Source organism: Collinsella sp. wc0529 (assembly GCF_046116875.1).
Lineage (GTDB): Bacteria > Actinomycetota > Coriobacteriia > Coriobacteriales > Coriobacteriaceae > Collinsella.
The window spans coordinates 126,598-151,687 of the sequence record NZ_JBJXBO010000002.1; the positions used below are offsets into that span (position 1 = coordinate 126,598).

General features: G+C 60.9%; 16 protein-coding genes. 12 read left to right on the forward strand and 4 right to left on the reverse strand.

All coding sequences use genetic code 11. From position 1 onward, the window contains the following. Window positions 1-54: 54 nt before the first annotated feature. On the forward strand, window positions 55-2,751 hold the full coding sequence (locus ACKUTP_RS07165; RefSeq protein WP_409063942.1) for a valine--tRNA ligase: 2,697 nt from the start codon (window positions 55-57) through the stop codon (window positions 2,749-2,751). Between the two features lie 280 nt (window positions 2,752-3,031). Next, entirely contained in the window at window positions 3,032-4,375 is a 1,344-nt protein-coding gene (locus ACKUTP_RS07170) for a bifunctional folylpolyglutamate synthase/dihydrofolate synthase (protein WP_409063943.1), read from the forward strand. A 351-nt stretch (window positions 4,376-4,726) separates the two neighbouring features. Here ACKUTP_RS07170 and ACKUTP_RS07175 read toward each other — a convergent pair whose 3' ends face one another. After that, window positions 4,727-5,815, reverse strand: a complete 1,089-nt coding sequence (locus ACKUTP_RS07175; RefSeq protein WP_409063944.1) for a M24 family metallopeptidase — start codon at window positions 5,813-5,815, stop codon at window positions 4,727-4,729. Window positions 5,816-6,328: 513 nt separating this feature from the next. Here ACKUTP_RS07175 and ACKUTP_RS07180 point away from each other — a divergent pair. After that, window positions 6,329-7,663, forward strand: a complete 1,335-nt coding sequence (locus ACKUTP_RS07180) for an IS256 family transposase (protein WP_409063237.1) — start codon at window positions 6,329-6,331, stop codon at window positions 7,661-7,663. A 217-nt stretch (window positions 7,664-7,880) separates the two neighbouring features. Here the strand turns inward: ACKUTP_RS07180 and ACKUTP_RS07185 are convergent, their stop codons facing one another. The 3 genes from ACKUTP_RS07185 to ACKUTP_RS07195 are packed head-to-tail and all read right to left on the reverse strand — an operon-like array spanning window position 7,881 to window position 11,094. Continuing rightward, entirely contained in the window at window positions 7,881-8,279 is a 399-nt protein-coding gene (locus tag ACKUTP_RS07185; RefSeq protein WP_409063945.1) for a DUF1667 domain-containing protein, read from the reverse strand. A 3-nt stretch (window positions 8,280-8,282) separates the two neighbouring features. Next, entirely contained in the window at window positions 8,283-9,638 is a 1,356-nt protein-coding gene (locus ACKUTP_RS07190) for an NAD(P)/FAD-dependent oxidoreductase (protein ID WP_409063946.1), read from the reverse strand. Window position 9,639: 1 nt separating this feature from the next. Beyond that, a complete protein-coding gene (locus ACKUTP_RS07195) occupies window positions 9,640-11,094 on the reverse strand; it encodes an NAD(P)/FAD-dependent oxidoreductase (RefSeq protein ID WP_409063947.1) in 1,455 nt (484 codons plus the stop codon). A 407-nt stretch (window positions 11,095-11,501) separates the two neighbouring features. On the opposite strand from ACKUTP_RS07195, the gene ACKUTP_RS07200 reads away from it, so the two are divergent. The 9 genes from ACKUTP_RS07200 (at window position 11,502) to ACKUTP_RS07240 (ending at window position 25,090) form a co-directional block, all read left to right on the forward strand. Further along, window positions 11,502-11,933 (forward strand): double zinc ribbon domain-containing protein, encoded by a 432-nt coding sequence (locus tag ACKUTP_RS07200; protein WP_409063948.1) that lies wholly within the window; start codon window positions 11,502-11,504, stop codon window positions 11,931-11,933. A 216-nt stretch (window positions 11,934-12,149) separates the two neighbouring features. Further along, window positions 12,150-13,913, forward strand: coding sequence for a threonine--tRNA ligase (thrS, locus tag ACKUTP_RS07205; protein ID WP_117757052.1), 1,764 nt, complete (start codon window positions 12,150-12,152; stop codon window positions 13,911-13,913). A gap of 750 nt (window positions 13,914-14,663) precedes the next feature. Next, on the forward strand, window positions 14,664-16,802 hold the full coding sequence (locus tag ACKUTP_RS07210; protein WP_409063949.1) for a hypothetical protein: 2,139 nt from the start codon (window positions 14,664-14,666) through the stop codon (window positions 16,800-16,802). Continuing rightward, on the forward strand, window positions 16,799-17,704 hold the full coding sequence (locus ACKUTP_RS07215) for a hypothetical protein (protein WP_409063950.1): 906 nt from the start codon (window positions 16,799-16,801) through the stop codon (window positions 17,702-17,704). The genes ACKUTP_RS07210 and ACKUTP_RS07215 overlap by 4 nt, the downstream gene beginning before the upstream one ends. After that, on the forward strand, window positions 17,701-19,581 hold the full coding sequence (locus tag ACKUTP_RS07220) for a DUF2194 domain-containing protein (RefSeq protein WP_409063951.1): 1,881 nt from the start codon (window positions 17,701-17,703) through the stop codon (window positions 19,579-19,581). The genes ACKUTP_RS07215 and ACKUTP_RS07220 overlap by 4 nt, the downstream gene beginning before the upstream one ends. Next, on the forward strand, window positions 19,578-21,005 hold the full coding sequence (gene pelF, locus ACKUTP_RS07225) for a GT4 family glycosyltransferase PelF (protein ID WP_409063952.1): 1,428 nt from the start codon (window positions 19,578-19,580) through the stop codon (window positions 21,003-21,005). The genes ACKUTP_RS07220 and pelF overlap by 4 nt, the downstream gene beginning before the upstream one ends. Window positions 21,006-21,008: 3 nt before the next feature. Next, window positions 21,009-22,553: an exopolysaccharide Pel transporter PelG gene (gene pelG / locus ACKUTP_RS07230; RefSeq protein ID WP_409063953.1), complete on the forward strand. Its 1,545-nt coding sequence runs from the start codon at window positions 21,009-21,011 to the stop codon at window positions 22,551-22,553. Next, window positions 22,543-24,312 carry a CotH kinase family protein gene (locus tag ACKUTP_RS07235; RefSeq protein WP_409063954.1) on the forward strand — a complete coding sequence of 590 codons (1,770 nt, stop codon included), beginning with the start codon at window positions 22,543-22,545 and terminating at the stop codon, window positions 24,310-24,312. Before pelG ends, ACKUTP_RS07235 begins: the two co-directional genes overlap by 11 nt. Continuing rightward, window positions 24,299-25,090 (forward strand): polyphosphate polymerase domain-containing protein, encoded by a 792-nt coding sequence (locus ACKUTP_RS07240; RefSeq protein ID WP_409063955.1) that lies wholly within the window; start codon window positions 24,299-24,301, stop codon window positions 25,088-25,090. The genes ACKUTP_RS07235 and ACKUTP_RS07240 overlap by 14 nt, the downstream gene beginning before the upstream one ends.

Sequence of the window (25,090 nt, forward strand, 5' to 3'; positions counted from 1 at the left end):
CTGACCGAGCGAAAACCAAGCAGGCGGACACGCCGGCGGGACAGGGAGAGATATATGGAAGAAATGCCCAAGAACTACGATCCGTCGACCAACGAGCCGGCGATCCTGCAGAAGTGGCTCGACGGCGGCTACTACAAGCGCCGTGAGGGCGTGGGCGACTGCACCGTCACCATTCCGCCTCCCAACGTGACCGGTAAGCTCCACATGGGTCACGCTACCGACGACTCCATCCAGGACGCCATCATTCGTATGGCCCGCATGCGCGGCAAGTCCACGCGCTGGGTGCTCGGAACCGATCACGCCGGTATCGCCACGCAGACCAAGGTCGACAAGAAACTCAAGAGCGAGGGCATTAGCCGCCTGGAGATCGGTCGCGACAAGTTTGTCGACGCTTGCTGGGATTGGACCCACGAGTACGGCGGCATCATCGTCGAGCAGATCAAGCGTATGGGCTGCTCCGTTGACTTCGATAACGAGCGCTTTACTATGGACGAGGACTACGCGCAGGCCGTGCGCAAGGTCTTCTGCGACTGGTACCACGACGGTCTGATCTACCGCGGCAAGCGCATCGTCAACTGGTGCCCCAACTGCACCACCGCCATCTCGGACGACGAGGCCGAGTACAAGGACGAGAAGGGCCATCTGTGGCACCTGCGCTATCCGCTGACCGAGCCGGTCAACGGCCAGGACTACATCGTCGTCGCCACCACGCGCCCCGAGACCATGCTCGGCGACGCAGGTGTCGCCGTCTCCCCGAAGGACCCCGAGAAGGCCGCCTTCGTGGGCAAGACCGTCAAGCTTCCCATTGTCGACCGCGAGATCCCCATCTTTGAGGATTGGCATGTTGACGCCAACTTTGGCTCCGGCTTTGTCAAGGTCACCCCGGCCCACGACCCCAACGATTACGCTATGGGTCAGGCTCACGACCTGCCGCAAATCAATATCTTCGATGAGCACGCGGTGGTCGTCGAGGGCTATGGCGAGTTTACCGGCATGAACCGCGACGAGTGCCGCGAGGCCGTCATCAAGTGGTTCGAGGAGCACGACCTGCTCGATCACGTCGAGGACCTCGATCACTCCGTCATGCACTGCTACCGCTGCGACGCTGCGCTTGAGCCGTGGCTGTCCGAGCAGTGGTTTGTGGCTGTTGACAAGCTCAAGGGGCCGGCGCTTGACGCCGTTAACTCCGGTAAGGTTACCTTCCACCCCGCGCGCTGGACGCAGACCTACACCACCTGGATGGAGAACCTTAAGGACTGGTGCATCAGCCGCCAGCTGTGGTGGGGCCACCGCATCCCCGTGTTCTACTGCGAGGACTGCGGTTGGGAGGACGCCCTGACCGAGGACACCGACGTGTGCCCCAAGTGCGGCGGTCATCACGTGCACCAGGACGAGAACGTGCTGGACACGTGGTTTAGCTCGCAGCTGTGGACCTTCGCCACGCAGGGCTGGCCGCAAAAGCCGGAGCTGCTCGAGGGCCATCACCCCACGACGGCGCTCGTCACCGCGCGCGACATCATCGCGCTGTGGGTTGCCCGCATGGTCATGAGCTCGTTGTACTTCCTGGACGAAGTGCCGTTTAAGGACGTCGTCATCTACCCGACGATTCTTGCCAAGGACGGAAGCCGTATGTCCAAGTCCAAGGGCAACGGCGTTGACCCCATGGACCTCATTGGCATGTACGGCGCCGACGCCATGCGCTACAACCTGCTGACGCTCTGCACCAACAACCAGGACGTCAAGTTCGACGCGAACATCGACAAGAAGACCAAGAAGCTCATCGACAGCCCGCGTACCGACCAGGCCAAGTCGTTTGTGACCAAGATCTGGAACGCCAGCCGCTTCCTGCTCATGAACATGGAGGGCTACACGCCCGGCGAGCCCGTCGTGGAGACGCCGGCCGACGCTTGGATGTTCAGCCGCTTGGCCAAGGCCGTGAAGATGGTCACCGAGGGGATTGAGAACTATACCTTTGGCGATATGGCCCGCGGCGTGCAGCAGTTCTTCTGGAACGAGGTCTGCGACTGGTACGTCGAGGTCACCAAGGCCCGCCTGAAGGGCGAGGGCCGTCTGCAGGCTCAGCGCAACCTGATCTTTGTGCTCGACACCTCCATTCGCCTGATGCACCCGCTCATGCCGTTTGTCACCGAGGAGATCTGGGACAACATGCCGGCGAGTGTGCTCGATCTGGACGCCGAGGGCAACGTGAACCGCGCCGAGGCGCTCATGATCGCCAAGTGGCCCGAGCCCGCCGACTACGCTAAGTATGTTGACGAGGACGCCGAGCGCGCGTTTGAGCTGTGCCGCGCCGTCGTTTCCGCCGCCCGCGCCACGCGTTCGCGTTACCGCTTGAGCCCCAAGGCCGAGCTCGACGTGGTCGTGCGCGCCGGTGCCGAGGACATCGAGAAGCTCGAGAGCCTGCGCTCGACGATTGAGCCGCTGGCGAACACGGCTTCTCTGGTCATGGGCACCGACGTTGAGAAGCCGGCTGCGAGCATCGCCGTGGTCGACAGCGGCGTCGAGGTCTTTGTGGTGCTCGAGGGCAAGGTTGACCTTTCGGCCGAGAAGGCGCGCCTGGAGAAGGAGATCGCCGCGGCCCAGAAGGAGCTCGCCGGCTGCGAGAAGACACTCGCCAACGAGGGCTTTGTGGCTAAGGCCGCGCCCGCGGTGGTCCAGAAGAAGAGGGACCGTGCAGCAGAGCTCAAGGAGATCCTGGCGGCACTGACTGCTCAGGTTGCTGACTTCTCGTAGGCGTAACTTGGGGGCGCGTCCCGATGCTTTGCTCTCCGCTGCGAACAGTCCTGCGCAAGACGGACAGCACATTAAGTGCTGTCCTTTGCGTGCGGAACTTGCGGCGAGCAAAGCATCGGGCCGCTCCTAGTTCGTTTACGTGGTTGTTTGCATCTGGCGTGTTGGGGCCACTGGGTTGTGGCCTTGATCTTGCTGCAATCGGGTAAAGGCTGAAATTGTCAACGCGAGGGGCTCATTCTTTTTGATGAGCCTCTTTTTCTGTTATGGGGGACTTTGGGTTATGGCTAAGCGTTCTGGGTCGTATGTCGTTCCTTTCTCGTTTGAGTTGCTTTCGTTTGATGAGGCTGTGGGGCTGGCTGCTGATACGGGGCGGATTTCTGGGGATGCTGGGCCTCTGCTTGAGACGGTTGTCGATATGCTCGATGAGCTTGGTCGTCCGGACGAGTATTTCGATTGCATTCAGGTTGCCGGCACCAATGGCAAGACTTCGACCACGCGTTTTTCGGCTGCCATTCTTCGTGGTGAGGGGCTCAAGACCGCGCTGTATACGTCGCCGCAGCTTGTTCGCTATCCCGAGCGCATGGAGGTCGATGGACGCGTCGTGAGCGACGAGGCCTTTGCCCGTGGCGTTTCTGCCGCTGTTGAGGCGGGACGTCGGGTGAATGCGCACCGTGTGGCGACGGGGGAGCGCGCCTATACCATTACTCCGTTTGACCTGCTGACGGCCGCCGCGCTTGTGGTGTTTGCCGAGGCCGCGGTGGATGTTGCCGTGCTCGAGGTTGGCATGGGCGGTCGTTGGGACGCCACGAGTGCGACTGATCCCGTCGCCGTTGCCATTACGGGTATTGGGCTCGATCACACACGTATTTTGGGCGATACGCTCGAGGCCATTGCGGGTGAGAAGGCTGCGGTCATTAAGCCCGGACGCCTGGTTGTTCTGGGCGAGGGCACGCATGAGGCAAGTGTTCAGCGCGTGATGGATGCCCGTTGCCGCGAATGCGGTGTGGTGCCGCTCGTGGTGAGCCATGTCACGACTAAGGTGCCGGCGCATGTGGGCGACACGGTTGAGTTCAGCTGCACCACGCCGCGTGCGATCTATACGTCGAGTATGGTCAAGCCGGCATATCAGCCGCAGAATGCCGCGTGTTCGATTATGCTGTGCGAGGGCTATCTGGGCCGCGAGCTCGACCACGAGTCGCTCGACGCTTCTCTTATGGGCTGCCCCACGCCGGGTCGCTTTGATGTGCTGGGAACCGATCCGCTCAAGCTGATCGACGCCTGCCATAACCCCCAGAGCTGCGAGAACTTTGTGAGCGCGTTGGACGAGATCGATCCGTGCGTGGAGAATCGCCCCACGCTGCTGTGCGCCGCGCTGGCAGACAAGGACGTGGCGGGTATCGTTGACGTGCTGATCCCGGCTTTCCCGCGCGTGGTCGTGACGCAGACCGATTCCGATCGCGCCCTGCCGGCAGAGGAGCTCGCCGCCCTCGTTGATGCCGATAAGCTCGCGGGCGTATACCCCAGCGTTTCCGAGGCCCTTGCAGCTTTCAAGGCCGCGGGCGAGCCCTTCGTAGCAGCCGGCACCATCACCCTAGTCGGTGAAGTAGCCGGCCTGCTCCGCTAACCCATCCCCTCATCAGTTGCGGTGAAATAGGGACTGTTTTATGGGCTAGAAGCCTTAAACAGTCCGTATATCACCGCAACTCAAAAACAGCTAATTTGGGACGGGGCTTTTTTAGCTGCCCTGTGCCTCGAGTTGACTCGCTTGCCACGAAATGGGGCTATCTACTACGTTTTGGCGACTACCCTCGACCACACGGAAAATCGTGAAATCAAAACCGCAGGTAGACGGCTTGTTGATTTTCAAAAAAGACCCGCATGGTCGACCCATGCAGGTTAAATGTAGTAGATAGGCCGTTTTCGTGGCATAGTGTAATCGGAATGCGACAAAGGGACTGCCCCTTTGCCGTATTGCCTAGTCTAGGCAGGCTGGATCGTGGGGATAGGCGTTGAGAATCTCGACGCCGGACTCGGTGACCAGGGCCAAGTCCTCGATGCGGACGCCGGTGCGGCCGGGGAGGTAGATGCCCGGCTCGATGGAGAAGGTCATGCCCGGCTCGACAACCTGCTCGTTAACGAGCGAGACGTCGCCCGGTTCATGGTCCTGCAGGCCGATCGAGTGACCCAGGCGATGCGTAAAGTACTGCCCATAGCCCGCATTCTCGATTACGTTGCGTGCGGCACGGTCCAGGTCGCACATACGCACGCCCGGCGCGATGAGCGCCTCGGCAGCCTCGTTGGCGCGGCGCACGATATCGTAGATGCGCGCCGTCTCCTCGTCCGGCTCGCCCCAAAAGAACGTGCGCGTCATGTCCGAGCAGTAGTTGCAGCGGCGTCCGCCAATGTCGAACAGCACCACGTTGCCGCGCTTGAGCACGGTATCGTCGGGTTCGTGATGCGGGTCGCCGGCGTTGGCGCCAAAGCTTACGATGGGCGGAAAACTAAAGCCCTCGCAGCCGTGCTTGCGATACAGGCCGAGCATCTGGTCGGCAATTTCGCGCTCCGTCACGCCCTCGTGGACGAGCTTGATGGCGTCGGCCATCACGGCGTCGTTAGCGGCCGAGGACGCGCGCATAAGCTCCTGCTCGGTGACATCCTTGTGGGCGCGTGCGGCGGTGACGGCAAAGTCGCCCAGGAAGAACTCGCTCGCGGCGTGACGATCCATAAGGGGCATCAAAAAGCCGGAGCGCATAACGGTGTCGATGCCGAGCGGTTTGGTCGGATCGATCTCGCGAACGATGGCGTCGGCCACAACGTCAGTATCGGTGTGATAGGCCACGCGGGCATTGTCGTACTCGGGCAGCTGATGCAGCGCGTTGACCAAGATCACGGGCTCGCTACCGCGCGCGAGCAGCACACCGCAAAAACGCTCGAACATATCGGCATAAAAACCGGTCAGGTAGTAGATCGACCACGGGTCGTTTACGAGCAGCTGCGCGCCGGGGTGCTGAGCCTCGAGCGCATCGAGCACGCGCGCCACGCGCTGGTCATCGACATGTGCCATAAAACATCCTTTCGCTAGGGTGCCACCATGGTATCCCCAATGCCAGGGTAGTCAATTTGCGGCGGGGCTATTTTAGCTGCGTCAAACATACGGAATGATTTTTCTGGGACGGGGATTAAATAATCATTGGGTGCTGAATGATTATTTAATCCCCGTCCCAGAAAAATCATTTGAGCGAACGTTCGGGCAAAAGTAGCTAAAAGAGGCCCGTCCCAAATGGGCTGGTTTCAAAAGTATGGCGGATTACGGGGCTGGACCTGTATTACTTGACCATGGGAAAAATCGCTAAATTAAAACCGCAGGTAGACGGCTTATCAAAAATCGAAAATTGCCGGTATGGATGGGGGTCTCCGAATCAGCCCCGTAATCCGGCATAGTTTTGAGATGGCACTAAAGTAGGCAGGTAGCGCACAGAGATGTGGTGTAAGAGGCGGGGCATGCCCCGCCTCCGCCCTTTCTTGAAAGGGAGGGGACACCGCCTAGAATTCGTCGTTGGAGTAATGAAGGTGACGAATGGAAGGAAAGGCGATGCCCCAAGAAGAGAGTGTACTGCGCCTCGGTCGCGACGAGGCCCTCGAGGCGGCGAGGCTTTGGCAGGAGTGCGGCGACGCGCGCGAGTTCGCGTGCAGGGTGCTGGGCGGCGTGATGAACGCACTGATGGACTCCGAGGCCCAGCAGATGTGCGGCGCGAGCCGCAACGAGCGCAGCGACGGCAGGGAGAACAGCCGCAACGGCTACCGCCCCAGGTCGCTCAAGACCGCCGTGGGCGACGTGGAGCTCGAGATACCCAAGCTCAGGCACGGCACCTACTACCCCGAGGGCATGCTCGCGCGATGGTCGCGCGTCGACACCTCGGTGGCCGCCATCGTGCAGGAGATGTACGTGTGCGGCGTGTCCACCCGCAAGGTCGAGCGCGTGGCGTCCAAGCTGGGCATATCCTCGCTGTCGAGCTCGGAGGTCTCGAGCCTCTGCTCCGACCTCGACGCCGAGGTGGCGGAGTTCCGCCGCCGCGACCTTTCGGGCACGCCGTGCTGCTACCTGTGGCTCGACGCCACCTACATGAGCTGCAGGGTCGGCTCGTCGGTCGTCTCGCAGGGCGTCGTGACCGCGATCGGGCTGGGCGCCGACGGGCGCAAGCACTTCCTGGGCTGCGACGTGGTCGACACCGAGAGCGAGGACTCCTGGGCGGCATTCCTCGGCGGGCTGCGCGAGCGCGGGCTGGCCGGCGTCCGCCTCGTGGTCTCCGACAGCCACGCCGGGCTCGTGGCCGCCGTCTCGCGCCTGTTCCAGGGCTGCGCCTGGCAGCGCTGCGTGACGCACCTGCAGCGCAACCTCCAGAGCGCCTGCTCGGGCAGGCCCGAGGACTCCAAGGCGGCCGTCAGGGACCTCGTGCACGCCGCGGTCTACCAGGACGACCCCGACCTCGCGCGCTGCGTGTGGGCCGAGGCGGCGCCCTGGGTGGCGTCGGTGTCCGCCAGGGCCGGCGAGGTCTTCGAGCAGGCCGAGGACTCCGCGCTGGCGTTCACGGCCTTCCCCAGGGCGCACTGGGCCAAGCTCCGCACCAACAACGTCCAGGAGCGCGCCAACCGCGAGATCAAGCGCCGCTACAGGGTCGTGCAGTCCTTCCCCTCGAGGGAGTCGATGCTGCGCCTGACGTGCGCGAGCCTCATGGAGACCGAGGGGCAGTGGTCCCAGCAGCGCGTGTTCTCCGAGGCCTCGGCCGCCGAGGGCTTCGCCGAGACCGCGGACAGGCCGGCCCCGACAGAGGGGAGGCGCCGCGCGCTCGGGCGGCGCGCCAGGGAGATAGTGGACGAGATAGTCGAGAAGCGCGGCCTCAAGAAGGAGTAACATCGGGGCTTGCAGCGACGGACCTCAGGACACTCTTACACCACGTCTGCGCGCGCCACCAGTAGGCACAAGCTAAATACCGATCCCAAGGCAAGTTGCGGTGGAATAGTTCCTAGATGCCGGGGTTATGGCGGAAATCAGGATCTATTTCACCGCAACTGAGGAGGGCAGGGTGGATGGCGGGGTAGCTAAAAGGCCCCCGTCCCAAATGGGCTGCTTAGACAGGGCCGATGTCCATGCTGGCGATTAGGTTGATGTTGGTGTCTAGGAGGTTCTCCAGCACGATGTCGCCCATGCGGATGGGGGCGTCGATGACTAGGCCGCGGATGCGGGCCATGGCTTGGGCGTGGAGTTCTAGCGGGATGGCCTCGGCGGTGCGGACAGGCAGCAGCGTCTCGTCGCCGCCGGATACAGCAACGGTGGTGGTGAGTACGCGCATGGGGCGGGTGGGCTCCTGATGTGCGAACTTATCACCGCGCGGGCAGCTGTTGCCGGTTACGGAGCGTACTTCCGCCACGTGGCCGTCGGCGGTGCGCTCGACTTTCACGGTCAGGAGGCATTCGGATGGGCAGGTTGTGCAGTTGAACTGCAGCGTTTCGATTGCGTTATCGCTCATGGACTACGCCTCCTCAACAGGGTCGACGGATAGGACAATCTCGCTGACGCCCAGGTTGAGTGCGCGTTGAATCACCTTTGCCGGCAGCGGGAAGCTCTCCATTACGCTTGGCTTAAACGCGCGGACCTTGCCTGCGAATAGCTCCTCGTTGCCTGCCAGAATGCGCACGCGGGCGGCGTCGACCGGCCGGCGTACACGGAAGTTGAGTTTGGTGAGCGCCATGGCCGTAATGCGTCCCGGCAGCGCGTAGCCCGCGATACCGGCAGGGGAGACCGTGAGTTCGCAGCCAGGCGTCACACCCGCGCCGCCACCCAGCGCCCACGCCGCCGCAGCTGCGCCAGCCCCCTCGGACTCGGTCGTCACGTTGTCGGCCAGGTCGTGCACGTGCAGCACGTTTCCGCAGGCAAAGATGCCCGGCACGCCCGTCTGCAGACTCTGATCCACCACGGCTCCGCGCGTGCGTGGGTCAAGCTCCACGCCTGCGGCAACCGAAAGCTCGTTCTCGGGAATCAAGCCCACCGAAAGCAGCAGCGTGTCGCACGGAACAATGCGCTCGGTCCCCGGAATGGGCGCCAGACGCTCGTCTACTTGGCTCACCTCGACGGCTTCCACGCGGTCGTGGCCGATCACGCGTGTGACGGTGGTGGACAGGTGCAGCGGAATTCCAAAGTCGTCCAGGCAGTTCTTGACGTTGCGGCGCAGGCCGTTGGCGTACGGCATGAGCTCGTACACGCCCTCGACCGAAATTCCCTCGAGCGTGCAACGGCGTGCCATGATCAGCCCGATGTCGCCCGAGCCCAAGATGACGGCACGCGAGCCGGGTTTGAGGTTTTCGATATTGATGTATCGCTGCGCCAGGCCGGCCGTAAACACGCCGGCGGGACGACTGCCGGGTATCTTGATCTCGCTGCGGGTGCGCTCGCGGCAGCCCATGGCAAGGACGACCACGCGTCCGGTGAGTTGCAACATGCCGGCGGGGCTCATGAGCGTGACGGTGTGGGCTTCGGCGTCGTTCGCGTCCGGAGCGTCCGAGGCCTCATCAATCCCAAGCACCATACTGTCCAAGAACAGCGCAATGTCGGTTGCGTGCACCTGGTCGATAAAGCGCTGCGCGTATTCGGGACCGGTGAGCTCCTGTTTAAAGTGCGACAGGCCAAAGCCGGGGTGGATGCACTGGCGGAGGATTCCGCCCAGGTGCTGTTCGCGCTCCACGATGGCCACGCGCGCTCCGGCCTTATGCGCGGCCAGCGCGGCCGCCATGCCGGCAGGTCCGCCGCCGATAACGACTACTTCGAAGGCTTGCGTTTGTATGGCTTCTACGACGCCGCAATCAATCGCGCTCGATTTGAATTCCGCCATCCTAGCGCACCCCCTTCAACGGTCCCTCAACCAGCCAAGATCCGGTATCCTCCAACAGCACCTCGCTGGGGTCGCAGCACAGCTCGCGGGCAAGAATCGTCACTACACGGCTCTGGCAAAAGCCGCTTTGGCACCGGCCCATGCCGGCGCGACAGCGGCGCTTGACGCCTTCGACCGAGACCGCGCCTGGCTGGCGTCGGATCGCGGCCACGATCTCGGCCTCGGGCACCGTCTCGCAGCGGCAGACAATCTGGCCCCACGCGGGATCGGACTCGATCAGCTCCTCCTTGCGCGCCAGCGATATGCGGTCAAAATCGTCCGGCGCGCGGCGAATTGGGTTCCAGTCCGTCCGCTCGTGCAGCTCCACGCCCGCCTCGCGCATCACAAGCTCCATGCGCTCGGCAATGGCCGGCGCGCTCGCCACACCCGGCGACTGAATGCCCGTCGCCTGGAACAGCCCCGGCACCACGGCTGACTGTCCAATAAAGAAGTCGTTCGTTTCCTGAATGACCGGACGCCCGCCGGCAAATGCGCGCACCACGCGTCGCGTATCAAGATCGGGCACCAGCTTGCGCGCGCCGGTCAGCAGCGCGCTCACATCGCTCGCATAGGTCTGCGTGTCGCCCGGCTCGCGCACGGCGGCGGTCGCGGTGATCACGGTGTTGCCGTGCACGGTGCCCGTCACGATAACGCCCTTCGACACCGGCGTCGGCACGGGGTAGAGCGGCATGAGCGTGCGCGGTTCCTTGTCCAGCACCACGATGTTGCCCTGACGCCAGACCATCTGAAACTCCTCGGCGCCCGCCATATGCGAGATTTCGGCTGCGCCGTTGCCCGCGGCGTTGATCAAGTAGCGGCAGCGCACGTTGCCAGCGGGGGTCGCCAGCGTAAAGTGCGCGTCGTCGCCCGAGCCCGCGACTTCAATTGCTTCCACCGACGCGGACCGCATAAACGTCACCCCGTTGGCCACGGCGTTCTCCAGCGCGGCGATGGCAACCTCAAACGGGTCGACAAACCCAGTCGAGGGGCACCACAACGCGCACGTTGCATCGGCACTGGCGCGCGGCTCCAGTTCGTGGATGCGGTCGGGTCCGACGATCGACAGCTCGGGCACGCCGTTCGCCAGGCCATTCTGGCGCAGCTTTTCCAGGTGCGCGCGGTCCTCGTCGTTAAAGCCCAGCACCATCGACCCGGTGCGGCGGAACAAAAAGCCTAGTTCCTGAGCCCACGTGCCATATAGCTCGCAACCACGGGCGTTGACCTGTGCCTTTACGGTGCCCGGCGCCGGATCGTAGCCGGCGTGCACCAGGCCGCCGTTGGCCTTCGACGCGCCCAGCGCGATGTCGTTGGTCGCCTCGACCACGCAAATGGAAAGGTCAAATCTCGCGAGCTGTCGCGCGATAGCGCATCCGGTGATGCCCGCGCCGACAATCGCGATATCAAACGTTTCTGCCACAGTGCCTCCCAGACAAGTTGACAGGCTGTCAATAAGACTATCCTACGGTCTGCACGCCCCCAGCGCGGCGGCAATGCGGCGAACAGCCACGCAACACCCGCCAACGGCAGGCGAGGGGAGACCCGGCAATGTCGAGAACCTCGTCTGCCGACAACTACGGCAACCGTTCGTCTCGATCTGTAACAGTTAGACGAGGATTCGGGTTACAGATGTTACAGATCGAGATGTTAGTCTGGCGGGTCCTCCGTTTGTCTCGACCTGTAACATCTAGACCCGGATTCCGCTTCCACCTGTTACAGATTGAGATGTTTGTGTCCGCGCCAGCCCCGCCCCTAGCCGTGGTCCCATATAAACAAACCCCGTGGTAAACTTGACCGGACTGTAAATATCCCGAAAGGTACACCCCAATGTCCAAGTACATCTCCGAGCTCATGTCGCCGCAGCTTATGGGCGTCGTCTATGCCTTCGTTGGTTTTATCATCGCCCTGTATGTGCTGTCGGTCGTCTATGTGTTCATCGACGCTCGCCGCCGCGGCGCCAGTGCCTACGTGGCATGGGGCATCATCGCCCTTATCCCGTTTGTGGGCCTCATTGCCTACCTGGTCCTGCGCCCGCACTCCTACGCGTCCGACCGCGAGGAGCAGGAGCTGGACATGGCCCTGCGCGAGCGCCAGCTTGCCCAGTACGGCACCTGCCCGCAGTGCGGCGCGCCCATCGAGAAGGATTTTATTGTCTGCCCCGTGTGCGACACCCAGGTTCGCAACGTGTGCCCCAGCTGCCATCGCCCGCTCGACGCGCACTGGAAGGTCTGCCCCTACTGCCGAACTCGCATCCAGTAACGCATCCATCGACGGGCCGGCTGCAAGCCGCGGGCGCCGCGCATCCCGCAGCCCCGCCCCCACACGATGAAGCATGCGTAGAAAATCGCCCGCCGTGCCATTAAGGTGCGGCGGGCGCTTGTATACCAAGGCAACCTGCCTATAATGATGCAAGTCAAAAACGCCGAGCGCATCGCGCGCACTTGCATCAGGCATCCGAGAGGAGAAAACATACCCATGAAGGCACTCTACAATGACGGTTCGGTGGCCGAGCTCCCGCAGGACGAGGTCACGCACGTCATCCGCCACTCCGCCGCGCACATCATGGCGCAGGCCATCAAGCGTCTTTATCCTGAGGCCGACTTTGCCTACGGTCCCGCGACCGACAACGGTTTTTACTACGACGTCGACCTGCCCGAGGGCGTCAAGATCAGCGAGGACGACTTCCCCGCGATCGAGGCCGAGATGAAGAAGATCGTCAAGGAGAACCTCAAGTTCTCCGTGTACGAGAAGCCCCGCGCCGAGGCCATCGCCCTTATGGAGGAGCGCGGCGAGAAGTACAAGGTCGAGCACATCGGCGACCTGGACGACGACGCCCGCATCACCTTCTACCAGCAGGGCGACTACATCGACATGTGCGTCGGCCCCCACATCTGCTACACCAAGGCGCTCAAGGCCTTTAAGCTCACCGGCGTCTCGGGCGCCTACTGGAAGGGCGACAAGGACAACAAGATGCTCACCCGCATCAACGGCGTCGCCTTTGCCACCAAGGAAGAGCTCGACGAGCACATGCACATGCTGGAGGAGGCCAAGAAGCGCGACCACCGCAAGATCGGCCGCGAGATGGACCTCTTTATGATGCGCGACGAGGCCCCCGGCTTCCCGTTCTTCCTGCCCAACGGCATGATCCTTAAGAACACGCTGCTGGACTACTGGCGCGAGATCCACCACAAGGCCGGCTACGTGGAGATCTCCACGCCGCTCATCATGAACAAGCAGCTGTGGAAGACCTCGGGCCACTGGGATCACTACAAGGACAACATGTACTCCACCGTCATCGACGACGAAGAGTACTGCATTAAGCCCATGAACTGTCCGGGCGGCGTGCTGGTGTACGCCTCCAAGCCGCACTCCTACCGCGAGCTGCCCATTCGCGCCGGCGAGATTGGCCTGGTGCATCGCCACGAGCTGCGCGGCGCCCTGCACGGCCTGTTCCGCGTGCGCTGCTTTAACCAGGACGACGCCCACCTGTTTGTGCGTCCCGATCAGCTGACCGACGAGATCGTGGGCGTGGTCAACCTTATCGACTCCGTGTACCAGAAGTTTGGCTTTAAGTATCACGTTGAGCTTTCCACCCGCCCCGAGGACTCTATGGGTTCGGACGAGGACTGGGCGCGCGCCGAGGAGGGTCTGCGCACCGCTCTGGAGCAGCTGCACATGGACTATGAGGTCAACGAGGGCGACGGCGCCTTCTATGGCCCCAAGATCGACTTCCACCTGGAGGACTCGCTCGGCCGTACCTGGCAGTGCGGTACCGTCCAGCTCGACTTCCAGATGCCGCTCAACTTTGACCTGGAGTACGTGGACGCCGACGGCACCAAGAAGCGTCCCATCATGCTGCATCGCGTGTGCTTTGGCTCCATCGAGCGCTTCATCGGTATTCTGATTGAGCACTTTGCGGGCAAGTTCCCCACCTGGCTGGCCCCCGTGCAGGTCAAGGCGCTTCCTGTCTCCGAGAAGAGCCGCGACTACGCCCACGAGGTGTGCGCCAAGCTGGAGGAGGCCGGCATTCGCGTGGTCTGCGACGACCGCGACGAGAAGATCGGCTACAAGATCCGCGAGGCCCGCAGCATCGACCGCGTGCCCTACATGCTCATCCTGGGCGAGAAGGAGGTCGAGGCCGGTAACATCTCCGTCCGCGATCGCTCCAACGAGACTGTTCAGATGAGCGTTGACGAGTTTGTGGCTAAGGTGCTCGAGGAGATCAAGACTCGCGCCTAGCACAAACTATACAAGAATTAACAAAGGCGATCGTCCTCGCGGGCGGTCGCCTTTTTTGTTGTCTATAGAAGAAAAGCCGCTGGTTAGAGCGGCTTTTTTGTTGTGCAAAAAGGTACAGGTTTTTGTAGAGGCGTATGGAGATGCACCCATTCGCGGCGCATTTTGTGCAATCTGGGAAAACGCGAGCAGTTTGCTCGTATAATGAACTCCGTCGAAAGATACAAAAACCTGTGAGATTTTCTGCTTGCATGTATCTTTATTGACGTGTTGTTGCTCAGTCTTAATTCGCTACGGTTTTCGGTAGAGGATTGACTGGAATTGTGCTTTTCCTAACAGTTTCAACTGTGATGAGGCTTTGCGACAGAACGTCTGACTTTGTCCGTGGGAATCGCCGAAAATCGGCTTTCGCGTTTACGGGCTGTTTTCCGAGGGGTAATTGTTGCGTTTCCACTTCCGACACTCGCTGCTACCGTAGTTTTCCGGAAGCGCGGGGAAACGGAAACCGCCGAGCACAACCAGATTTTTCCCGACAAAACCGTGGGTGGCGGAAGTCTAAAACAGGGGGTCTGGTCTGCGGACCTCGGTTTTTCACCGCACTTCCGGATTGGGTGCGCATTTAGCACTCTCGATGCCCCCACATCCTCTAAAAAAGTTCTTAAAACAGCCTTAAAGGCGTTCCAGCTCGTGTTAACAGCGTAAAATACGCATGTTTGACTATGACAAAAGTGGATTTTAGGGGAGGGGTGCGCCATGGAGGTGCTGGTTGTTGGCAACACCGCATATGTTGACGATGACTTTTGTGCCAAGGCGTTCCCCGGGGACCATGTGCAGGTCGTAGCCGCGCAGGACGCGTACCGCGACGAGTCGTCGCCCCATGCCTCGTGGAAAGAGCTGCTCCAGCACTTGGAGCAGGCCTACGAGTTCGACCGCATGGTCTACCTATCCAATTACCTTACCCCGCATACCGATACCGTGGGCGATATCGAGCTGCTGCGCACGGTCTTTCGTGCGTGCGCGGGTCGCCGGGTCCAACTGCTGTATATAGCAGGGCCCGCGGGTGCCGAGGGTGCCGCCGATGCCGCGGGGCGAACGGGCAAGGGCATTATCGCGCGCGCAGCCAACGACCTGTGCCGCTACTACGCTGCTCGCGAGGGCGTTCAAACCAAGATCCTGCGCGTACCGTTCCTGTATACCGCGTCCGCCGCGCTGGAGGACCCGTTTTTGGTGTCGTTGTTCGATGCGTGCTCAACCGGATCGGTCGCTCTACAGGGCGCGCAGGATGCGGCGTTTCCCCTGCTGTGTGCCGAGGAACTTGCGGTGCTGGTACGCCGTATCTTCGACAGCTGGGATGGCAACTTTGAGACACTCGACGTAGCCGATACCTTCCATCACACGCCAGGTGAGGTGGGCGAGGCCCTCAAGGCGTTGTTCCCCGGCCTTGCCGTTGCCTATGGCGATTCTGCTGGCTACGCCCTGCCCGCCAGTGACGTCGCTCGCGTGCGCTATGGCTGGTTTCAGCGTTACGACTTGCTGCGCGATCTTTCGACCATTCAAGCGCGTTGGGATGCTGGCCGCGCAAAGAAGGTCAACCCGCTGCGTGCCGCCATCGACCGCATCCAGATGCGCGCGCTGCCTATTAAATGCCTGGAGACGGGCGTTGCCTGGGTTCTGTTCGAGGTGCTGGAGCATCTGTTCTCACAATCGGCCCAGCTCAACGTGCTCGATTATCGCCTGCTCTACGTGGTGTTGATCGGCACGCTGTATGGTTTGGACTTTGGCCTGGTTGCGGCGCTGCTGGCGTCGGTGGGTTTGGCCGCGAGCTACTTTACTCAGTACGGCTATACCTTCCAGGGCCTGTTCTACGAGCCGTCCAACTGGCTGCCGTTTATTGCGTACTTTGTGGTGGGTGCCGTGTGCGGCTATGTGCAGCTGCGCAACAGCGAGGCCATTAGGGCGGAGCGCGATCAAAACGAGCTCGTGCGCAACCGCAATACGTTCCTCACACAGCTCTACCACGACGCGATCGAGGACAAGCGCGCGTACAGGCGCCAGATCGTGGGTCGCCACGACAGCTTTGGCAAGATCTTTGCCGTGACACAGGAGCTCGACGTGCTCAACCCACGCGATATCTATCGCAAGTGCTGCGAGCTTCTGGGCGAGATCCTCGAGATCGATTCGGTGGCGATCTACCATGTTTCGGGCGGGGCATTTGCACGCCTGGTGGCAGCAAGTCCCGCGATTGCCGAAGATGCCGCACGCTCACTCACGCTTGAGCAGCTTGCACCTCTTTTGGGTGACGGGGGTCGTTCGAACCTGTGGGTGAACCGCGAGCTGACGCCGGGGCTTCCCATGTTTGGATACACGATCGAGCGCGACGGGGCACCCGCCGTGTTGATCTTTGTGCGTCGTGCGGCCGAAAACCAAATGACCCTCTATTATCAAAACCTGTTCCGCATCTTGTGCGGGCTGGTCGAAAGCGCGCTGGGCCGTGCCTTTGACTATGAGGCGGTGGCGCAGGATAAACGCTGCGTTGACGGTACTTGCGTGCTCAAGCAGGCGGCCTTTGGCCAAGAGCTCGCGGCGGAGCAGGCGCTGGCAGATAGCAAGATGGGGAGTTTTTTGCTCCTTCGCGTGGTACCGGGCATGGAGCCTGTCGGCGAGCTGGTGGGCGCAATTGGGTCAGCAATCCGCGAGAGCGACGCGGCGGGCTTGGTCGACGGCAACGTGCTCTACCTGCTTATGCGCCAGGCAAAGGCGTGCGATCTTCCCATTATCCGCGAGCGCCTGAGCGCAAAGCAGATTGCGGTGGAGCCCGTCGATGGCGAGGATATCGTGGCGCTGCTGCAGCACATCTCTTACACCGGTGACGGTGAGGGGGGTGCCGCTTGATCTCGCTTGTTGTTGCTGCCGTCTTGCTGCTGATTCATGCGCTGGTTTGCCTGATGCTGTGGACGCTCATGAAGCTGGGCCTGTTGCCGGTGCGCGGGCACATGTTGGCTGTGATAGTGCTTGTGCCGCTGTGGGGCCCGTTGCTGGTGGTTTTGCTATCGGTCCGCAGCGCGGTGTTTGGCGAGGGGCTGAAAGAGTCTGCGCTGGAGTCGCTGCGCTTTAACGACGACCTGCATCGCAGCATCCTGGTGCACGACCGTGACGCCGATGCGGCCGTGGTCCCGCTCGAGGAGGCGCTCATCGTCAACGACCCGGCATACCGGCGCCGTCTAATGCTCTCCATGCTCACCGAGGAGCCCGACGCGTACCTGGCGCAGTTGCAGGCGGCTAAGCTTAACGACGACGTTGAGGTGGCGCACTATGCCGCGACGGCGGTGGCGCAGATCTCCAAGGAGTCCGACCTTAAACTGCAGCAGCTGGAGCGCGCCTTTAAGACGGACCCGAGCGCGCAAAACCTCATCGAATACTGTGATTTTCTTGGTGAATACTTGGGCTCGGGCTTGGCCGAGGGGCGCGTGGCTCAGATTCAGCGCCAACAGTACGCGCGCCTGCTTGCGCGTCGCTGCGAGCGCGAGGATACCCTTGAGCTGCGCATTCGATACGCGACGGCGCTGGCCGATGTCGGACAGATCGACGAGGCGCAGGCCGTGACCGACCAGCTGGTGCTCGACGTGCCCGAGGAGCAGGAGGTTTGGATGCTTTGCCTGCGCCTGGCCGTGATGCGCCGCGACGGTGACGAGGTCCACCGTGTGATCGATGCGATTGACAAACAACATGTGTATTTGAGCGCCGACAACCGCGAAAAGTTGGCGTTTTGGCGCGACGGGGAGGAGGCCAGATGAGCGTGGCGCAACATATTCGCGACCGTACAGGCCGCTTTCGTTGGATGGGACTCCTCGTGGTGTGGGCGGTCTTTATTGCCATGGCCGCCGTGCTGCTGGTGGAGCGTGCCGGCGTGCAGTACAGTGCGGGCCGGCATAAGCTGGGGATGCTTGCCGCCAACGATGCGGTGCCGGCCTCCTCGGCAATCTTTGGCCAAAAGCCCACGTGCCTGGTCATTACCGACTCGGACCAAGATGGCGTCGACAATGTCAAAGACCAGTTCGACCAGATTTTGCTGGACATGAAGATTGCCCATCGCGATGTTGATATTGCCACCGACGGTGCGGACGCGATCCCATCGCTCGCGTCGTTTGATCGCGTGATTGTGCTCATGCCCTCGCTTGACGGACTGGGTACGCATCTGACCGATCTGATGAGTTGGGTGAGTGCGGGCGGCTCACTCATGCTGGGCATGACGCCAGATAACTCGAACTGCCTGCAGGCTATTGCTTCCAAGTTTGGGATCGAATCGGCCGGATATGACTATGCGACAGCCGAAAGTATCGTTCCGAGTGAGGACTTTATGCTGGGCGGAGGAGAGCGCTACGAGTTCTCGGATCCCTTCGATTCTTCACTTTCGGTTTCATTGCGCGAAACGGCGCACGTCTGGGCAAAGACCGGTGACGCGGGCACGCCGCTCATTTGGTCTAACGATTGCGGCAGTGGTCACACCGTGGTGTGCAACATTGGCATCTACGACAAGGTCATGCGTGGGTTCTATGCTTCGGCCATAAGCTTGCTGGGTGATGCCACGGCCTATCCGGTCATCAACAGCGCCGTGTTCTATTTGGACGACTTTCCTAGCCCCGTGCCCTCGGGCGACGGTACTTATATCAAGCGTGACTACGGCCTTTTCATTGCCGATTTTTACACCAAGGTCTGGTGGCCTGATCTGCAAAAGCTCGCGCAAAAATACGGCATTCGCTATACCGGCGTGATGATCGAAAACTACGAGGACGCGGTCAACCAGACCGAGCCCGCGCGACAGGCCGATACCACGCAGTTCCGCTATTTTGGTGGCATGCTGCTGCAGATGGGCGGTGAGCTGGGCTTTCACGGCTACAACCATCAGCCTCTGGCGCTCTGGGACACCGACTACGGCACGCTGTACGTCTACAAGACCTGGAAGAACAAAGAGACGCTCGTCGCTTCGCTCAACGAGCTTATAGCCTTCCAGGACGAGGTCCTGCCCAACGCTCACGGCTCGGTTTACGTACCGCCGTCGAATATCCTTTCGGCCCGAGCGCGCAAGCTCATTGGCACTGACGTTCCGCGCATTAAGACCATCGCCAGCACGTATTTTGAGGATGGCACCGACCTGCCGTACGTGCAGGAGTTTGGCGTGGCGAGCGATGGCATTGTGGAGCAGCCACGTATTGTTTCGGGCGGCATGGTCAACGATTCCTATATGCGTCTGGCAGCCGTGTCCGAGCTCAACATGCACTACGTGAGTACGCATTTTATGCACCCGGACGACTTGCTCGATCCCGATCGTGGTGCCAAGGAGGGCTGGGAGGTCTACAAGGGCGGCCTGGTCGACTACCAGGAGTGGCTTACCAAATCCGCGCCCGACCTGCGGCACCAGACGGCGTCGGAGTGCTCGGGCGCCATTCAGCGCTTTTCGTCGGTTACGGTGAGCGTGGATACCAGCGCGGATGCCTGGACGCTCAACCTGGGCAATTTCCACGACGAGGCGTGGCTCATGTTCCGCGCCAATAATGGCGAGCCGGGTGCGGTGACGGGTGGCGAACTGACGCACCTTACGGGTAATCTGTATCTGCTCAAGGCAAATGATAAGACCGTGACGATCGAGTGCAAGGAGGGTGGCGATAAATGAGAATCTGCTTGGTACTCGAGGGTTGCTACCCCTATGTGCACGGCGGCGTATCTACCTGGATGCATGGCTACATTACGGCCATGCCCGAGCACGAGTTTGTGCTGTGGGTGATCGGCGCGCATGCTGCCGACCGTGGCAAGTTTGTCTACGAGCTGCCCGGCAACGTGGTCGAGGTGCACGAGGTGTTCCTGGACGATGCCCTGCGGCTTTCGGGCGAGCAACATGAAGCCAGTTTTAACGACCGTGAGCGTGAGGCGCTACGCCGTCTGGTGTCGCTCTCCAATCCGGACTGGGACGTGTTATTCGATATCTTCCACCGCCGTCGCGTGCATCCGCTCTCGTTTTTGCAGAGCCGCACGTTTATTGATATCTTTCGCGACGTGTGCCTGGCCGAGTACCCCTACACGCCCTTTGCCGATGCATTCCACACCATGCGCTCCATGTTGCTGCCCGTGCTCTACCTGTTGGGCAGCGAGGTGCCGGTGGCCGATGTGTACCATGCCATCTCGACTGGCTACGGTGGCCTGCTCGCCTGCCTGGGCTCAAACGTTCACCATGCGCCGGTGCTGCTGACCGAGCATGGCATCTATACCCGCGAGCGCGAGGAAGAGATCATTCGCGCCGATTGGGTGGTGCCGTCGTTTAAGGACCGCTGGATTCGCTTTTTCTACCTGCTTTCGGAGGAGATCTACCGCCGCGCCTTTCGTGTGACGAGTTTGTTCCATAACGCCCGCAAGACGCAGGTCGATATGGGCTGCGATGCGGACAAATGCCTGGTCATCCCCAATGGCATCCAGTTCGACCGCTTTAAGGACATCCCCTTAAAGCCCGATGACGGCTGGGTGGACATTGGCGCGGTGGTGCGCCTGGCGCCCATCAAGGACGTCAAGACCATGATTTATGCCTTCTTTGAGCTGCACGAGCGCCTGCCCAAGGTGCGCCTGCACATCATGGGCGGCGTGGACGACGAGGAGTACGGCGCCGAGTGCCACGTGCTGGTCGAAACCCTGGGCGTGCGCGACCTGATCTTTACCGGCCGCGTCAACGTGGTCGAGTACATGGAAAAGCTCGACTTTACCATTTTGACGAGTATCTCCGAGGGCCAGCCGCTCAGCGTGCTGGAGTCGCTTGCAGCGCGCCGTCCCTGCGTGACGACCGAGGTGGGCTGCTGCCGTGAGCTGCTCGAAGGCGCCCCGGGTGACGACTTTGGCGTGGCGGGTTTTGTGACGCCGCCCATGTATCGCAAGGGCTTGGCCGATGCCATGGAACGCATGTGCGTGAGCCGCGCTCGTCGCATTGAGATGGGGGAGCGCGGCCAGCGTCGCGTTGCCACGTACTTTTTGCACGAGCAGATGCTCGCCAACTATCGCGCACTGTACGACGAGACTGCGCGTGCGTTTGACCTGCCCAGAGAGGGGGAGTAGCCGGTGGCCGGAATCGGTTTTGAGCTCAAGCGCCTGTTTAGGCGCAAGGGTCTGTTTGCCACGATGCGCGCCTATGGCTACGCTGGCATTGTGTGCACGGGCCCCATGCTGCTGGGTGTGTTACTCCAGGTGGGTATCTTGGTGCTGTGCGGTCTGTGGGGCGTGGGCCGAGCCAACCAGGACCTGCTGGTGTGCATGGTGACCTATACGCTACTGGCGTCGCTCACGCTCACAAGCTTTTTCTCTATGCCGGTCACGCGCTTTTTGGCCGATATGCTTTTTGCCGAGCGCGAGGATGAGATTCTGCCTTCGTTTTGGGGCTCCAACGCCATCATGCTCGTTGCGGGCACGGTGCTCTACGGTGTCTTTCTGCTGTTCTCGGGCGCCACGCTGCTGCAGGGGCTGCTATGCCTGTGGCTGTTCAATATTATGATCGTCAACTGGAACGGCATGAGCTATCTCACGGCCATCAAAGACTACCGCGGCATCCTGCGCAGCTTTGCGGCCGCCATTGGCCTGGCGTGCCTCTGCGCCCTGGCCGCGCTGGCACTGGGGCTGCCGCCGGTCGAGGGCCTGTTGGCATCAATTGCTCTGGGCTACGGCGTCATGCTCGCCTGGGACGTGGTACTGCTGTACCGGTATTTTCCTCAGAGCGACCGCAGCCCCTGGCTCTTTTTGCAGTGGCTCGATCAGTTTATGTCGCTGGCGCTCACGGGCCTATTAACCAATCTGGGACTCTTTGCGCACCTGGTGATTATTTGGGCCGGTCCCATTGGCGTGCAGGTCAAGGGCTTGTTTTATGGTGCGCCCTACTACGATGTGCCGGCGCTCATCGCGTTTTTGACGATCCTGGTCACGACCGTCAACTTTGTGGTCTCGGTCGAGGTCAACTTCTATCCACGCTACCGCGACTACTACAGCCTGTTCAACGACGGCGGCGTGGTAGGCGATATTGTGGTGGCCGAGGAGGAAATGCTTGCCACGCTCAACCGAGAACTGCGCTTTTGTGCGCTCAAGCAACTGTTTGTGACGGCGGCGGTCATCTCGCTCGAGACCACGGTGCTGTCGGCCCTACCGTTGGGCTTTAACAACCTGATGCACGGGTATTTCCGCACGTTATGCGTGGGCTACGGCCTGTATGCCGTGGGCAATACGTTGTTGCTCATCTTGCTGTACTTTACCGACTACAAGGGGGCCGTGCTTGCCTCGGGGCTGTTTGCCGGTGTGGCCGGGCTGGCGACTGCCGTTTCTCTGCTCTTGCCGCAGCAGTTTTACGGCTTTGGCTTTTTGTTGGGTTCAGCGGTGTTTTTTATCGTGGCGCTGCTGCGGCTCGATACCTATACCGCCAACTTGCCGTATCGTATCCTGAGCCAGCAGCCCATTGTGGCTACTGACAAGACGGGCTGGTTTACACAGCTGGGCCGCTTGCTCGATCGTGCCGAGCAGCGCTATGAGGAAGGTCGCCATAAGGGTGAGCCACATGGCGCGTTTGAGCGCACGATGGTCCGTGTGTATCGCAACCATTGGGGAGGTTCTGATGACCGATAGGATGATGTCTCGCCGTCGCCTGATTGAGGCGGCTGCCGGCGCGCTGTTGCTTTCGGGCTGTTCGTCTCAGGACGAATCCTCGACTAAAAAGGTCAAAAAGCAGGACAAGATTAAAAAGGCTGAGGCCTCGAATGAGGCCAAACACCTGCGCGACAAGGACGAGCTCTACGAGGTCTACGACGACTCGGGTATTGTGACCATGTACCTGACGGTCTCGCGCGGCAACAGCTCCGAGAACACTGACCACAGCTGGGCCGAGATCAACACGTACTCGGTGTATGACTATGCCGACATGGGCGTGACGCGCTATCAGGTTATGGGCCTGCTGCAGCCGGGCGACGAAGAGGGACCAGTTGCCGGCGAGGTTGGCTATGGCGAGGAAGCGCCCAATGCTACCGTGCAGGTGCGCGGCCAGACCTCGAGCAATAACTCGCAAAAGAATTACAAGGTGGAGCTCAAAAAGGGCAAGGGTACCTGGCGCCAACAGCGCGCGATTGCGCTCAACAAGCACATGGGCGAGGGTATGCGTTTTCGCAACAAGATGGCCTACGACCTTATCCGTGGGATTCCCCAGATGATGGGCCTGCGCACACAGTTTGTGCATCTGTGGGTGTGCGACCAGACCGAAAAGTCCAACGACACCTTTCAGGACTACGGCCTGTTTACGCAGGTGGAGCAGCTCAACAAGACGGCGCTTAAGGCGCACGGCTTGGATAAGAACGGGCATCTGTATAAGGTGAACAGCTTCGATTTCCATCGCTACGAGGACACCATTAAGCTCGCCGACGATCCCGACTACAACCAGGCAAACTTTGAGGGCATGCTCGAGATTAAGGGCGATTCGGACCACACCAAGCTTATCGAGATGCTCGATGCGCTTAACGACGAATCGCAAAAGATCGATGACGTGCTCGACACCTACTTTGATTCCGAGAATCTGGTTTATTGGCTGGCGTTTCAGATTCTGACGGGCAACTGCGATACGCAGAACCGTAACTGCTATCTGTACAGTCCTCTCAACTCAAATACCTGGTACTTTTTAGATTGGGATAACGACGGCATGCTGCGTAAGCTGGAGCTATCTCTTACCGGGTTTTCGGACTACGCGAGCTGGGAGCGCGGCGCAAGCAACTACTGGGGCAACGTACTGTTCAATCGTGCGCTTCGCAGCAAATCGTTCCGCAGCGAGCTCGACCGCGCCGTCAAGGACCTGCGTTCGTATATGACCGAGGCACGCCTGAGCAAGATGATCAAGCACTACCGCGAGGTTACTGAATCGCTGGTCTTTGCTTCGCCCGATATCGACCATCTGCCTGTCACCAAGGACCAATACGAGCAGATCGCCGCGGCGATTCCCTCCGAGATTGAGGAGAACTACAAGAGCTTTCGCGAGAGTTTTAAAAAGCCCATGCCGTTCTACATCGGCGTGCCGCAGATCGATAACGGTAAGCTGCGTATTAACTGGGATGCGTCCTACGACTTTGAGGCGCGCGACATTCGCTACACCGTGGAGCTTGCGCGTGACTATGCAATAAGCGACGTGGTCTTTAAGGCCGAGGACGTGCTGCTTCCCGAGGTGACCTGCGATGCGCCCGATGCCGGCCAGTATTTTGTGCGCGTGCGTGCCAACAACTCCGACGGCTATACGCAAGATGCGTTTGACTACTATGTGACCGACGACGGCAAGCACTACGGCATGAAGTGTTTTTACGTGCAAGACGGCGGTAAGGTCGTGGAGGACACGTATGAGGAGGGCTAGCGCGCTGCTTGAGCGCTTGGCGGCCCCGCCTGTGCGTACCACGCGGGAGCGTTACCGCCACGAGCTCAAATATCTCATTAACGAGGGCGAGCACGCTGCGCTTGCCTGTCGCATGGCGCCGGTGTTTAAGCTGGACAAGCATGCGCGGGCGCGTGGTTACACCATTCGCAGCCTGTATTTTGACGACTACTGCAATTCGGCCTACGAGGAAAAAGACGCCGGTATTCTCATGCGCAAAAAGTATCGTGTACGCATCTATAACGGCAGCGACAAGGTTATTAAGCTCGAGCGCAAAAAGAAGTACGGCAGCTGGATTTACAAGGAGGATGCGCCACTTACGCGCGGCGAGTTTGAGCAGATTCTGGCTGGCGACTACGACTTTTTGCTGAGGAGCCCCTATCCGCTCTGTCGCGAGTTCTACATCGAGTGCATCTGCAACGTGATGCGCCCGAGGACCATCGTGGACTACGAGCGCGAGCCGTGGGTGATGGACGAGGGCACCGTGCGCATTACGTTTGACATGAACGTGCGTGCCGCGGTGGGAAGTTTCGACATCTTTGACGCGACGCTGCCCGCGCTGCCGGTCCTGGAGCCTGGCAAGCTGGTGATGGAGGTCAAGTTTACGGAGTTTTGCCCGCAGCTGGTGCGCGATATGGTGCCGCCGGGAGCGGCCGAACTCACGGCGGTCTCTAAGTACTGCCTGTGTTATGACAAGACCGCCTACCTGCGCGGATTTAATTACTGGGAATCGGATTTTGAGAACCGAGGGGATATTTAG

Bases quoted from the DNA above. Each gene is read 5' to 3' on its own strand.
- thrS (WP_117757052.1), top strand. From the start codon at position 12,150: ATGAAGGCACTCTACAATGACGGTTCGGTGGCCGAGCTCCCGCAGGAC.
- ACKUTP_RS07185 (WP_409063945.1), bottom strand. From the start codon at position 8,279: ATGAGCGATAACGCAATCGAAACGCTGCAGTTCAACTGCACAACCTGC.
- ACKUTP_RS07235 (WP_409063954.1), top strand. From the start codon at position 22,543: ATGACCGATAGGATGATGTCTCGCCGTCGCCTGATTGAGGCGGCTGCC.
- ACKUTP_RS07190 (WP_409063946.1), bottom strand. From the start codon at position 9,638: ATGGCGGAATTCAAATCGAGCGCGATTGATTGCGGCGTCGTAGAAGCC.
- ACKUTP_RS07210 (WP_409063949.1), top strand. From the start codon at position 14,664: ATGGAGGTGCTGGTTGTTGGCAACACCGCATATGTTGACGATGACTTT.
- ACKUTP_RS07165 (WP_409063942.1), top strand. From the start codon at position 55: ATGGAAGAAATGCCCAAGAACTACGATCCGTCGACCAACGAGCCGGCG.
- ACKUTP_RS07220 (WP_409063951.1), top strand. From the start codon at position 17,701: ATGAGCGTGGCGCAACATATTCGCGACCGTACAGGCCGCTTTCGTTGG.
- ACKUTP_RS07240 (WP_409063955.1), top strand. From the start codon at position 24,299: ATGAGGAGGGCTAGCGCGCTGCTTGAGCGCTTGGCGGCCCCGCCTGTG.
- ACKUTP_RS07180 (WP_409063237.1), top strand. From the start codon at position 6,329: ATGGAAGGAAAGGCGATGCCCCAAGAAGAGAGTGTACTGCGCCTCGGT.
- ACKUTP_RS07200 (WP_409063948.1), top strand. From the start codon at position 11,502: ATGTCCAAGTACATCTCCGAGCTCATGTCGCCGCAGCTTATGGGCGTC.
- ACKUTP_RS07175 (WP_409063944.1), bottom strand. From the start codon at position 5,815: ATGGCACATGTCGATGACCAGCGCGTGGCGCGCGTGCTCGATGCGCTC.
- pelF (WP_409063952.1), top strand. From the start codon at position 19,578: ATGAGAATCTGCTTGGTACTCGAGGGTTGCTACCCCTATGTGCACGGC.
- ACKUTP_RS07170 (WP_409063943.1), top strand. From the start codon at position 3,032: ATGGCTAAGCGTTCTGGGTCGTATGTCGTTCCTTTCTCGTTTGAGTTG.